The sequence below is a fragment of the Luteimonas sp. GW821-FHT14E02 genome, from assembly GCF_058803905.1.
This window is the reverse complement of the sequence record NZ_JBXAPK010000001.1, coordinates 1-12,542: the sequence shown is the minus strand read 5'-3', so window position 1 is coordinate 12,542 and position 12,542 is coordinate 1. Positions and strand designations below refer to the sequence as shown.

13 protein-coding genes are annotated in these 12,542 nt (G+C 63.9%); 6 read left to right on the top strand and 7 right to left on the bottom strand.

Features of this window, described 5'->3' with window-relative positions:
* The first annotated feature begins 97 nt into the window (after positions 1-97).
* Positions 98-958 (top strand): non-homologous end-joining DNA ligase, encoded by an 861-nt coding sequence (gene ligD, locus AC1RNP_RS00065; RefSeq protein ID WP_493049172.1) that lies wholly within the window; start codon positions 98-100, stop codon positions 956-958.
* Positions 959-999: 41 nt separating this feature from the next.
* Here the strand turns inward: ligD and AC1RNP_RS00060 are convergent, their stop codons facing one another.
* Complete coding sequence (locus tag AC1RNP_RS00060) at positions 1,000-1,503, bottom strand: hypothetical protein (protein WP_493049171.1); 504 nt, start codon at positions 1,501-1,503, stop codon at positions 1,000-1,002.
* 240 nt (positions 1,504-1,743) lie between these two features.
* On the opposite strand from AC1RNP_RS00060, the gene AC1RNP_RS00055 reads away from it, so the two are divergent.
* Both AC1RNP_RS00055 and AC1RNP_RS00050 read left to right on the top strand, forming a co-directional pair.
* On the top strand, positions 1,744-2,421 hold the full coding sequence (locus AC1RNP_RS00055; protein ID WP_493049170.1) for a hypothetical protein: 678 nt from the start codon (positions 1,744-1,746) through the stop codon (positions 2,419-2,421).
* A 241-nt stretch (positions 2,422-2,662) separates the two neighbouring features.
* Positions 2,663-2,893 carry a hypothetical protein gene (locus AC1RNP_RS00050; RefSeq protein ID WP_493049169.1) on the top strand — a complete coding sequence of 77 codons (231 nt, stop codon included), beginning with the start codon at positions 2,663-2,665 and terminating at the stop codon, positions 2,891-2,893.
* Positions 2,894-3,033: 140 nt separating this feature from the next.
* Here AC1RNP_RS00050 and AC1RNP_RS00045 read toward each other — a convergent pair whose 3' ends face one another.
* The 5 genes from AC1RNP_RS00045 to AC1RNP_RS00025 form a co-directional block, all read right to left on the bottom strand.
* Entirely contained in the window at positions 3,034-3,270 is a 237-nt protein-coding gene (locus AC1RNP_RS00045) for a hypothetical protein (RefSeq protein ID WP_493049168.1), read from the bottom strand.
* A gap of 17 nt (positions 3,271-3,287) precedes the next feature.
* Complete coding sequence (locus AC1RNP_RS00040; RefSeq protein ID WP_493049167.1) at positions 3,288-3,683, bottom strand: hypothetical protein; 396 nt, start codon at positions 3,681-3,683, stop codon at positions 3,288-3,290.
* Positions 3,684-3,732: 49 nt separating this feature from the next.
* The gene (locus AC1RNP_RS00035; RefSeq protein WP_493049166.1) at positions 3,733-4,518 is read right to left on the bottom strand and encodes a LytR/AlgR family response regulator transcription factor; all 786 of its coding nucleotides are present in this window, start codon (positions 4,516-4,518) and stop codon (positions 3,733-3,735) included.
* On the bottom strand, positions 4,511-5,782 hold the full coding sequence (locus AC1RNP_RS00030) for a sensor histidine kinase (RefSeq protein WP_493049165.1): 1,272 nt from the start codon (positions 5,780-5,782) through the stop codon (positions 4,511-4,513). The genes AC1RNP_RS00035 and AC1RNP_RS00030 overlap by 8 nt, the downstream gene beginning before the upstream one ends.
* Before the next feature lie 146 nt (positions 5,783-5,928).
* On the bottom strand, positions 5,929-6,498 hold the full coding sequence (locus tag AC1RNP_RS00025) for an adenine phosphoribosyltransferase (protein WP_493049164.1): 570 nt from the start codon (positions 6,496-6,498) through the stop codon (positions 5,929-5,931).
* 162 nt (positions 6,499-6,660) lie between these two features.
* On the opposite strand from AC1RNP_RS00025, the gene AC1RNP_RS00020 reads away from it, so the two are divergent.
* Together AC1RNP_RS00020 and AC1RNP_RS00015 are read left to right on the top strand one after the other, a co-directional pair.
* Positions 6,661-8,595, top strand: a complete 1,935-nt coding sequence (locus AC1RNP_RS00020) for an N-acetylmuramoyl-L-alanine amidase (protein WP_493049163.1) — start codon at positions 6,661-6,663, stop codon at positions 8,593-8,595.
* A gap of 147 nt (positions 8,596-8,742) precedes the next feature.
* Entirely contained in the window at positions 8,743-9,813 is a 1,071-nt protein-coding gene (locus AC1RNP_RS00015; protein WP_493049162.1) for a M23 family metallopeptidase, read from the top strand.
* A 54-nt stretch (positions 9,814-9,867) separates the two neighbouring features.
* On the opposite strand, the gene AC1RNP_RS00010 is transcribed toward AC1RNP_RS00015, so the two are convergent.
* Positions 9,868-11,472 (bottom strand): OpgD/OpgG family glucan biosynthesis protein, encoded by a 1,605-nt coding sequence (locus AC1RNP_RS00010; protein ID WP_493049161.1) that lies wholly within the window; start codon positions 11,470-11,472, stop codon positions 9,868-9,870.
* Between the two features lie 60 nt (positions 11,473-11,532).
* Here AC1RNP_RS00010 and AC1RNP_RS00005 point away from each other — a divergent pair, with 60 nt between their 5' ends.
* Complete coding sequence (locus AC1RNP_RS00005) at positions 11,533-12,321, top strand: lytic transglycosylase domain-containing protein (protein ID WP_493049160.1); 789 nt, start codon at positions 11,533-11,535, stop codon at positions 12,319-12,321.
* Positions 12,322-12,542: the final 221 nt, after the last annotated feature.

The following is a 12,542-nucleotide window of genomic DNA, read 5'->3' as shown; positions in this document are numbered from 1 at the left end:
CATGCCAGAATCGAGGGCGTGGCGCGCATATGCATGGCCGGGCTGATTACGGCGCCTGATCGATGGAGAGCGCGCCGCCGCCGGACAGGAGATCGCGATGACAGAACAACGTTTGACCCATCCGGAACGCATCGTCTATCCCGACGTGGGCATCACGAAGGGCCAAGTGGCCGAGTACTATCGCGCCGTCGCCGACTGGTTGCTGCCCGGGTTGGTGGAACGACCTTTGTCGCTGCTGCGCTGTCCGGACGGCATCGACGCGCAATGCTTCTTCCAGAAGCACCACAACGACAGTCTCGGTCCGGCCGTCCATCCGGTAACGCTGCGCGAATCCGATGGGGAAGCGGATTACCTCTATGTCGACGACATCGAAGGCGTGCTCGACCTGGTGCAGATGAATACCCTGGAATTCCATCCCTGGGGTGCGAAACGCGATGCGCCGGATCGGCCGGATCGACTGGTGTTTGATCTCGATCCTGACGAGAGCATTGCCTGGAGCGATGTCAAGCGCGCGGCGCGGGAAGTGCGCGATCGCCTGGGGGAGACCGGTTTGCGTAGCTGGGTGCGGCTGTCCGGCGGGAAAGGCGTGCATGTGTGTGTGCCGATCGTCCCCGATTCCGATTGGGACGCCGCCAAGGCGTTCTGCGAAGCCTTCGCCGATGCGATGGTGGCGCAGTCGCCATTGCGTTATGTCGCCACCGCGGCCAAAACCGCGCGCAAAGGGCGCATCTTCATCGACTGGCTGCGCAATACGCGTGGGGCGACCAGCGTGGCCAGTTGGTCGCTGCGTGCACGCGCGGGTGCGCCCGTGGCCATGCCGTTGCGATGGGAAGAATTGTCGCGCACGAAGTCCAGCGCCGATTTCGATCTGACGCGCGCTCTGCGACGCGCCGCGAGCCTGCGCGCGGACCCGTGGGAAGGATTCGTGGCGACGCGCCAGAGGCTACCTGTCATCTAGAGACCGAGGCCCGCATGGCCGTTGGATGTGAAAGCGACCCATCAGGCCATCACGGACGGCACGTCGTAGTTCAATCGCACGGCGCCCAGGCGTTCCAGTTGCGGGTCGGCGCGTTCGTGCAATGCGTCCTCGCAGTCGATCACGACCAGGACATGGCCGGCTTCGATCTCGCTCTCGAACTTGCGCCGCACCGGATCAGGCACGGACGAGCCGACCAAGGCGGACGCCCAGCAACCGACCAGGGCGCCGGCACCGAAGCCGGCGAGCATGATCCCGATCAGGGCGAGGTCCAATGGCGCGAGAACGATCGCCACCGCGCCCGCGGCGAGAAAGCCAGCGGCACCGCCGTATCCGGCGCCGCGGATCGCCGCCGGCATGAAATCGGTGTCCGCTGTCTTGCGGGCATCTGGAATCTGCGCGAGTTCGATATCCGAGCGCGCGATCAGGAAGATGCACGCGTAGGGAAGACCGGCCCGGTGGGCGACTTCCACCGCGTGTCGTGCCTGGCGGATGTCGGGCGTGCTGAACACATGGCGCCGTTTCATGACGAGCCTCCCGGGGCGTCGAGGGCGGTTCCACCATGCGCCCGCCAGCATTCATTGATCGTGAGCCGGACATGCAAGGCACGTAACGAATGTGGGAAGAAGATGTAAATACCGAGGAACGGAGTGCTCTCCGGAGCGCCTGGTACTCCGTTCATCTAGCCGCCGGGATTGGCCGCCACGGCTCATCCGGAATTCATCGAGTCCCGCCAAACTGTGCACACCATCACGAGGGGTACTGCAATGAACGGAATGATGAAGGGAGCGCTCGCGCTGGCGCTCGCACTGGGTGTCTGTGGCGCGGTCCAGGCCCAGACCATCGGCTACAACATCCACACGGGCGATGTGTGGGTCGACAATCGCTTGGGTGAGATCAACGACTACGGGACGCGCTATCGCGAACCGTTCATCGATGAAATGTCCGGTCACTACGGCGCACCGCGCTCGCTGGTGGAGGATCTGCTCGGCTCGCGGCATTGGGCGCCGGGCGATGTGTACTACGCCTGTGCCCTCGCGCGCGCGCTGGGATTGCCTTGCATCGATGTCGTGCGCGAGTACGAGCGCAACCCGGGCCAGGGTTGGGGCGCGGTCGCGAAGCGTTACGGCATCAAGCCGGGTTCTTCGGCTTTCCATGCCTTGAAGCGTGGCGCGGTGGGCACCTATGACCGTTGGGGATATCCGATCGCGATCGATCGTCCCGTGCAAGTGGACTGGTCGAAGCACGGACCGGGCGGCCCCAAGAAGGCCGCCGCCGCGCCGCGCGGCAAGGGCAAGGCCGCGAGAGCGTGGGATGACGACCACTCGGACAACGGCAAGGGCCACGGCAATGCCGACAAGGGACAAGGCAACGGAAAGGGTCCCGGCGGCAGCAAAGGAAATGACAAGGGCAACAACGGCAAGGGACACGGCAAGCCGATGTAAGTAGACACATCGCCGATGTCGAGCAGCCGGACGGAATCACCATCGTTCGGCTGCCCGATGCGCGAATCGCGCATAGCCGCCTTGCTTCTTCGATGTGTTAAGCAAGCGTTTGATGCGGAGCCGTGTGTCTGTTCGTGTTCATCTGCATGCGCGCATTCTTCGGCCTTGCGGTACAGGGGCGTTCCAACATGAGCGGGAATTCCGGACTGCTCATGCCATCTAGATGAGGAAACCACACTTCATGAACACCACGATCCGTAATGCCGTTTTCGCCCTCGCCGCTGTCGGCGCCCTGTCGCTGAGCGCGTGCAAGAGCACCGGCGAGACGAGTGAAGAACCGTCCAGCACGCCGGCCCCGACCGAGCAGCCGGCTCCCGACACCACGACGCCGCCGGCCAGCACCACGCCGACGGACTCCACGACCACGCCGCCTGCTCAGGACGGCACCACGGCTCCGACGACGACGCCCTGATCGTCTGACGTCACGAGGCAGCAGCAAAGGCGGTGAAAACCGCCTTTGCTGTTTTTGACGCGCGGGAATGCGGCGCGTGCTTTCGGGAAATCAAAGGTGGAAGATTTGCAGAAAATCTTTCCCAAGCGCGATCCGAATCCTCAGGCGGCCGTGGTGTGGACTGCCCGTGCCTGATCAGGACGCCATCCAAGCAGGCGCGCGGGGAGGAAGAGGACTGCGCGCAAGAATGCGAACACCGCCGAGACGGTGATGCCGACCAGACGGAACGGCAGCGAGAGCAGCCACAGGATTGGCAAAAGCACCAGCGCCAGCAACGCCAGTGGCCAGCACAGCACGAAAAGAATGCACCAGGCGATGAAGGCAATGAGGGTTTTCACGTGCGGGCTCCTTGAGGTCAACTGGTGGGATGCAGGCAGCCAGGGACGGTGGGCGCGGCCTGATGATCGACGCACTGTTGCAGATGCTTCGGCAGATGATCAATGCGTTTCGAGGCGCCGGCCTTGAGGCTGAAGGCCTGCAAGATGCGCGGGGCGCAGGCACGAGAGTCGTGCTGTTGCGGAGAGTCAGCCTGCGTCGTGCTCTCGCAGTCCTGGGTGAACAGCACGAAGTGGCACAGTCCGCTCACGCTGTCGATGCATTCGAACTCACCGTTGCCATCGAGGATGCGCGTGCGTGACGAATTCACGCCGACATCGCTGATCGAATAGTTGGTGGTGGTGAGCGTGCCTGCTTCGATCTTGCAGCCGGAAAGCAGGAGCACGGTGGCAAGCAGGGTCATGGCGATACGCATGGAATCGGCTCCTTTCGCTTCGGTTGCGTGCGGTGTTCGGGAAGAAGGGTCACATGTTGCGGAACAGGGGCATGAAGGGCTGGCTGATGGTGAGCGTTTCATCGCGCTGCTTCAGGCGCAGCGTGCCCTTGCCGGTGTCGTCGCGCACGATCGAGGCGATCGCCTTCAGGTTGACGATGGTGGCGCGATGGATCTGCTTGAACACGGTGGGATCGAGCGCCGCCAGCAACTCGCGGATCGGCTTGCGCAGCAGCGCCTCGCCCTCGGCGGTGACCACGGTGGTGTATTTGTTGTCGGCGCGGAAATAGAGCACGTCGTCGACCATGATCAGTCGCGTTTCCTTGCCGGTGCTGGCGGTGATCCAGGACAGCGCCTGCGCGCTCGCGCGGCCAGGGAGCACGTCCTGCAATCGCTTGACCAGGGCGGCGAGGGTGTCGGCATCGGGATGTCCGGCGGCGGCGCGCGCGCGCAGGCGTTGCACCGTGGTCGTCAGCCGTTCGCGCGTGACCGGCTTGAGCAGGTAATCGATGGCGCCGTTCTCGAACGCATCGATGGCGTACTGATCGTAGGCGGTGACGAACACGACTTGCGTGGGAATCTCCGCCTGTGCGGCGGCGGACGCCACTTCCATTCCGGTCAGGCCGGGCATGCGGATGTCGAGGAAGGCGTACTGCGGGCGATGCTCGGCGATGGCTTCGAGGGCGCTGCCGCCGTCCTCGCAGATCGCGACGATGCGCAGCTCCGGCCAGACCTCGCCGAGCAGCGACACCAGCGCGTTGCGTAGCAGTTCCTCGTCTTCGGCGACGATGGCACCAGGTTGGCGGGGATCAGGCATGTGGGCGTGCTTCCGTTTGACGTGCTTCCGTCGACATGGCCGGCACGACGATCGTGGCGGCCACGCCGGCAGGGAAGTTGCTGACGAGATTGAACGACGCGGCGGGGCCATAAAGCAGGCGCAACCGTTCGCGCACGTTCTTCAGGCCGATGCCGGTGCCGCTGCTTTCCGTGTGCAGGCCGTAGCCGTCATCGGCGACGGTCACCGACAGATCGCGATCGTTGGCCCTGGCGAGCACCCAGATCGTGCCGCCCTCGGGTTTGGGTTCGAGTCCGTGCTTGATCGCGTTTTCCACCAGTGTCTGCAGCATCATCGGCGGAAACGGCACCGATTGCAGCGTTGGCGCCACGTCGATCTTCGTGGTCAGGCGCGCGCCCATGCGGATCTTGAGGATTTCGAGGTAGGCGTTGGCGCGTTCCAGCTCCTCACCCAGCGTCGAGAACGTTTGCTCGGTGCGCGGCAGCGAGTGACGCAGATAGGCGATCAGATGGCCGAGCATCTGGTCGGCGCGCACGGCATCGCTGCGCGTGAGCAGCTGCGCGCTGGCAAGAGTGTTGTAGAGGAAGTGCGGCTCCACCTGCGCGTGCAGCAGGTTGAGCTTGGCCACGGTGAGTTCCTTTTCGGTGGCGGTCTGCGCGGCGGCCGCCTGTTCGCCGCGACGATATTCGGCGACGCGGCGGGCGACGGCGCGGGTGATCGCGTCGGCGTTCTCGAGATTGGTGCCGTGGTCGACACCGATGAAGTCCAGCCAGGCCGGGCTGTCCGGTTCGCACAGCAGGTTGACGCTGCTGGTATCCGGGCCGGGAATGATCGTGGCGGTGATTTGATTGCGACGGTTGCCGAACCACGTCAGCAGGCCGAAGCGATCGATGCGTTCGAGCAGGCCGTGGCCGTAGGGATCGGGACGACGCACCTTGGCATGCACCTGCAGGCTGTCGCGCGCGCTTTCGACCAGTTCCGTGCGCGGCAGCTCGCGCAGGGCCGCATCGACGAGCGCGAAGGCATCGTCGGCACCGAATGGAATCTCGACCTGACGATGATGGCGATTGCCCAGCGCTTCCCGGTCGAGGCGGCCGGCGATCAGGCGCACCCGGCGCACGTGCGAATAAGCGCTGGGGATGACCAGGGCGATGGTGACGACGACGAGCAAGCCGAACACCCAGTTCGGGCCATCGCCGCTGACCACGTTGATCGCGATCACGAGCATCAGGAAGAGCAGCAGCCAGGCGACGATGATGCGAAGGACGAAAAGAAAGCCGGTCATGCCGGAGCCCCTGATGGCGAAGTGCGGAGGAGCATAGCGAGCGCGCATCCGCTTGTGTCCGCCGTTGCGACGAAACCCGGGGCGGGGCGATGAAATCGGGTTTTGATGCCGCGAAACCGGTCGGGCAGGGCGCCCGCAGGGCTCGTCTAGTAGCGCAAGACAGCGTGCAGCGGCACGGCCGCGTTCCAGCGCTGGCGGCCTCCCAGGAAACCGAGTTCGACCAGAACGGCGGCTCCCACCACGGCGACGCCCAGGCGTTCGGCGAGCGCATGCGCCGCCAGCAAGGTACCGCCGGTGGCGAGCACGTCATCGATCAGGACGGCGCGGGCGCCCTTCGGCAGGGCGTCGACGTGGATGTGCAGATGGTCGCTGCCGTATTCGAGCGCGTATTCCTGCGACAGGGTCCGCGCCGGCAGTTTGCCCGGCTTGCGCACCGGCACGAAGCCGACACCGAGCACATGCGCGAGCGCCGCGCCGAGGATGAAGCCGCGCGATTCGATTCCGATCACCGCATCGAGACGCGCATCGCGCCAAGGCTGCGCCATCGCGTCGATCGCCGCGGCGAAGCCGGCGCGGTCGGCGAGCAAGGGCGTGATGTCCTTGAACACGATGCCGGGCTTCGGGAAATCAGGAACGTCGCGGATCAGGTGTGGCCAGTCGGTCATTTGCGCGGATGAGATGAGAGTCGAGCCGGGGATGCTACCCGTGATGCGCATCCCCGCGCCATTCACGCCGCGATCACGCCGCTCAGCGGTTGATGCGCAGTCCTGGGCCGTGCATCACACATTGCCTAGGGCTGTCACTAGCTTCCCGCCGTGGATCGAATTGCTAGGCTCGCGGCGGGGATCCGACATCGTCCATCAAGAGGGGAAATCTAGATGCAGATGTATAGAGGTCCGAACCGGCTGGCGGTCGCCATGCTCCTCGCTTGTGCGAGTGCAACATCCGTGGCGACGGCGGCATCTCCCGCCGAAAAATCATCCACGCTGGTCGCCGCCGACCAGCCCATCCGCGCCCAGGCGCAGGCCGCGCTGAACAGCCAGCGCACGCAGCGCGCGCACTATCCGGCTTTCTTCCAGCGCGCCTATGCGCGCTATCCCGATCTGCCGCGCGGCGTGCTCGAGGCGATCGCCTACAACGAAACCGGCTGGAACAACGTCGCGCCGAGCGAAAAGGCGGATCACCGCCACATGCCCGCTGCTTGGGGCGTGATGGGCCTGTATCACGGCGAAGGCTTCGCCGATCAGGTGTCGGAAGGCGCCAGGCTGCTCGGTGTGCCGGCGAGCCTGGTGATGCGTGATCCCGAGACCAACATCCTGGCCGCCGCCGCGTTGCTCGATCGCGCCTCGAAGGAGAACAAGGCGATCGGCGAACCCTCGGCGAAAGCCGATCAGCCGGAAACGATGAGTGCGGTGCTGGCGCGTTATGTCGGCTACGGCCCGGGTTCCGGACAGATCTACACCTATGCGCGGCAGAGCTTCGCCTACGGCGTGCTGTCGTCGCTACAACGCGGCGTGCGCGAGAACGGTATCGCGGTGCCGGCGCGCGCGGTGAAGATGGAGCGCGCCTTCAGCTCCAATCAGTTGAGCAAGCTGCGCGCGCCTGCGCTGCGCATGAATGCCGACGAGGACACCGTCGAACTCGACAAGGCGCCGACGACGACCAGCAAATCGACCGTCACCGTCACCGCCACGCTGGCGGGCGATTTTGGCGAGGCGATCTGGAATCCGGCCAGCTCCAGCAACTACAGCACATCCAGCAATGCGATGACCGCAGTGATCATGCATACGATGGAAGGTTCGTATGCGGGCGCGATCTCGTGGTTCCAGAATCCGAGTGCGCAGGTGTCGGCGCATTATCTGATTCGCAAGTCCGACGGCCAGATCACGCAGATGGTGCGCGAGTACCACCAGGCCTGGCACGCGAAGTACCACAACTACTACACCATCGGCATCGAGCACGATGGCTACGCTTCGGATGCCGGCAACTGGTCCACGGCGATGGTCAACGCCTCGGCGCGACTGACCAGCAGCATCTGCGCGCGTCGCGGCGTCAACTGTGCTTCCGCATGGCAAGGCCCCGGCTACGACACCTGGCATGTGGTGCCGGACAGCGTGCGCGTGAAAGGCCACGGCATGCTCACCCAGAACGAGAACCGCTACGACCCCGGAAAATACTTCCCGTGGGCGTCGTACTACAGCCTCATCAATGGTGGCGCACCGCCTCCGCCTCCGCCGCCGACGGATCGGTACTGGGTCGACACCTACGCCAATGCACCGGGTTATGGCTCGCCGACCAGCACCACGCAGACCGGTACGTTGAACGCGGGCACCAACTACGTGTTCTGCAAGGCCTGGGGCCGCGAGGTTCGCAATGGCGACAGCTTCAACCATTGGTGGCTGAAGACCGATCTCGACGTCGGCCCGACCGGGCAGTGGGTGTCGGCGTACTACTTGAGTCGCTGGGGCAACGACGAGGCGAAGGACAACAACGGCGCCGTCATTCCGGATTGCGCCACACCGCCGCCACCGCCGTCGACGAGCAAGTACTGGGTGGATACGTATGCCAACGCCTCCGGTTATGCCTCGCCGACGAGCACCACGGCCACCGGCACGCTCAACGCCGGCACCAACTACGTGTTCTGCAAGGCCTGGGGCCGCCAGATCGGCAGCGGCAGCAGCTACAACCACTGGTGGCTGAAAACCGATCTCGATGTCGGTCCTGCCGGGCAGTGGGTCTCGGCCTATTACTTGAGCCGCTGGGGCAACGACGAGGCCAAGGACAACAACGGCGCCGTGATTCCGGATTGCTGAGCCGTTGATTCCGCGAAACGGTTCGTCGCCTCTCCTTCGCTTTCGCGGGAGAGGCGACGAATGCCGTTGAATCAATTGCACCGCGCTTCACCCGTCTGCGACTCCCTGCGGGTCGCCAACGCTGACCAATTCACAAGGGGAATGCCCATGCTCGCCCGCTTACTTTCTTTCGCAGCGGTCCTTTTCTTCTCCTGGAGTTCGATGGCGCTCGCCGCACCGAACTTCAAGGCACCTTATCCCTGCAATCAGACCTATTCCTACTATCACCATTCCAGCGAGGTGCGTCAGGCGCTGGACTTCAATGCCCCGTATGGAACGCCGGTCCTGGCATCGGCCGCCGGCTACGCGACGAGATACTACGAAGCGGGCGGTGCGGGAAACTATATCGTCATCGATCACGGCGGCGGCTGGAAAACCTACTACTTCCATCTGGACAGCTTTTCGGTGGCCAATGGCACGACGGTTAGCCAGGGACAGAAGATCGGCGTCACCGGCAACACGGGCAACAGCTTCGGCGCGCATATCCATTACGAACAATTGCTCAATGGCGTCGGGCAGGTGATCTACATCAACGGCCGTTCGCTGGCGCCGTATCCGAGTGGCAGCGGCGTCGCCAGCCTGACCAGCGACAACGGCTGTGGCGGCAATCCGCCGCCGGCCGGACAGTACTGGGTCGACACCTACGCCAATGCGCCGGGCTATGGCTCGCCGACCAGCACCACGCAAACCGGCACGTTGTATGCGGGCACCAACTACGTGTTCTGCAAGGCCTGGGGCCGTGAGATCCGCAACGGCGACAGCTTCAACCATTGGTGGCTGAAGACCGACCTCGACGTCGGTCCGGCCGGGCAGTGGGTGTCGGCGTACTACCTCAGCCGCTGGGGCAACGATGAGGCCAAGGACAACAACGGCAATGTCATCCCGGACTGCGCGCCACCGGCAGCATCGAAATACTGGGTGGATACGTTCGACAATGCGCCAGGTTACGGCTCGCCGACCAGCACCACGCAGACCGGCACGTTGAACGCGGGCACCAACTACGTGTTCTGCAAGGCCTGGGGCCGCCAGATCGGCAGCGGCAGCAGCTACAACCACTGGTGGCTGAAGACCGACCTCGATACCGGTCCAGCCGGACAGTGGGTGTCGGCGTTTTACTTGAGTCGCTGGGGCAACGACGAAGCCAAGGACAACAATGGCGCGGTGATTCCAGACTGCTGATGATTTCCAGCGCCTCTCCCGCAACAGCGGGAGAGGCGCTGGATGAAGTTTTCCTCAGTACAGCCGCCGCTCCGCCGCAGACGGCGGTGTCCACTGGTACAGCCAGGTCTCGCTGAGCGCGCCGTCCGCGTTCTTGAGATACAGGCGGATGTCGATCTGCTGCGTCGAGTCATCCGGCGGAACAGCGTCGAACATCACGCGATAACCATCGATCTCATGCAGTGGGCGCGCGGACACGGTTTCGACGCGTCCACCACCGCCGATCTGCAGCACGGGTTCCACTGTCGCGTTCTTCGCAGCGAGCGCGGCGAGATCACCACTGGCGAAATCCACGGAGAAGCGCCAGGAAAAATACGAGCGCTTGAAACCGATCCTGCCACCAAGCCCGGTACGCGTGGCGACGCAATGCGCCAGCGGCGGCGTCGCGGGCGGCCTTGCGCCCCAGTACAAGCGATAGCCGAACAATAATTCCTCGCCCGCGCGCACGGGCCGCTGTGGATTCCAGAACGCGACGATATTGTCGAAAGTTTCATCGAGCGTCGGAATCTCGACCAGCTGCACCGAGCCCTTGCCCCAGCCATGCTTCGGTTCCACCCACAGGCAGGGACGCTTGTCGTAGAACACGCCATCGTCCTGGTAATGATCGAAGTTGCGATCGCGTTGCAACAGGCCGAAGCCACGCGGGCCATCGTCCTGGAACATGTTGAAGCGCAGGTGTGGCGGGTTGCACAGCGGACGCCAGATCCATTCACCGGTCCCGGTCCACATCGCCAGACCATCGGTGTCGTGGATTTCGGGACGCCAGTCCCAGTCCATGCGCCGATCGTTCTCGCCGGTCTGGTACATGCTGGTGCATGGCGCGATACCGATGCGCTCGATCGGCTTGCGCGGGTACAGTGCGCAGTCGATGTCCATCGCCAGCACTTCGCCGGGCGTGATGGCGAAGCGATAGGCGCCCGCGACGCTCGGCGAATCGAGCAGTGCGTAGATCACAACGGTGTCCGAATCGGACGTCGGACGTTCCAGCCAGTACGCGATGAAGTCCGGAAATTCTTCGTCCTTGCCCGTGCCGGTGTCGATCGCAAGCCCTCGCGCCGATTGTCCATACTGGCCTTCGGCGCCGACCGCGCGGAAATAGCTCGCACCGAGGAACGCGGCGAAGTCGCGCCTGGGATCACTGCGCCGGTTGAGGCGAAAACCAGCGAAGCCAAGATCGGCGGGCAGCGACTTGCCTTGCAGGCCGCTCTCGCCGTAGTCGAACATCGCCGGATCGTAGCGAATCTCGCGCGCTTGACCGCCAACCAGTTCGTGCATCCGCACTGGTGTCTTGAAGAACAGGCCGAGATGGAAGAACTGCGCCAGGAAGCGCGTCTCGTCCTTCGCCCACAAGGCATGGTCCTGACGGAATCGAATCGATTGGTATTGATCCCAATCCAGTTTCGATACAGCCGGTGGCAGGGCGACACTGCGCGGCAGATAGACGGCTTCCGCCAGCGCACGCGCGCGGCCCTTCAGCGCGGCGTAATCAAACCGCTCTGGCGGGCCGAGGGTTTCGCCTGTGGCGGCATCGGCATCACGACCGAGCATCAGCGCTGGTACAGGCAGGCCAAAGGCGGCAAGCGTGGCGGCGGCGTTCTTCAGGAACTGGCGGCGAGTCATCTTCGAAACGGTATCATGAGGAATAACGGGGGCATCCTAGCCAAGCGCCATCAGAATTGCATGAAACCATCGCAGGACGCACTCGCTTGTCTGATTGCGATCACCGCTGCCGCACTATTGGCGGCGGCGCCCGCGCAGGCGCGCACCGTGTACCGCTGCGTGCGCGACAACACCGTCAGCATGGCCACGGCGCCGGAGCCCGGTTCGAAGTGCGTGGCCAAGGAGATCGACGACAACGCCATCCAGACGCCGAATCTGTGGGGCAACATGGGCGTCTTCAGCGGCACGCTGTATGAGCGCGAACAGGATGGCAAGTTGGTGTACTCGACACGCAACCTGCCTGGGTCGCGCGTCTTTCTGAAGTTCACCGTGCAGACGCCGCCGGGCGAGCCGGCGCATACCGGTCTGGGCAAGGTGGGAAAGCCGCAATTGAATCAGCATGCCAAGTTGTTCAAAGCGGCGGCGAAGGCGACCGGCGTGGATGACGCCTGGTTGCGTGCGGTCGCGCATGCCGAGAGCGGCTTTCTCGCCACTGCGGTGTCGGCGAAGGGAGCGCAGGGCGTGATGCAGCTGATGCCGGAGGTTTCGAAGGAGTATGGCGTGACGGACCCGTTCTCACCGCAGCAGTCCATCGATGCGGGAGCGCGGCACATGAAGATGCTGCTCAAGCGGTATGGCAATGATCGGGTGCTTGCGGCGGCTGCCTACAATGCGGGGATTGGTGCGGTGGCTCGGTACAAAGGGGTTCCGCCGTATGCGGAGACGCAGGCTTATATCGAGAAGTTGCAGGCGTTGTATGGGCTTTATCGGGAGGCGATGGGGTTTAAGGTGGAGAGGCCTGCGCAGTAAGGAAATTTGTTGCTTCAGGGGGCGCTGGGATCCAGATTTTGCTCGTCATTCCAGCGTAAGCCGGAGTCCAGCTTCTCGCATGATCGTCGTCCCAGCGGAAGCTGGGATCCATTTGGCTTTTGCTGTTGTCGTTGCTTGTGAAGAGCAAAAGCGTTTCGTCCGCTACGCGGCCGAGTTCATTTCTTTTGATAAGCGTCAAAAGAAACGAACCAAAGAAAAAC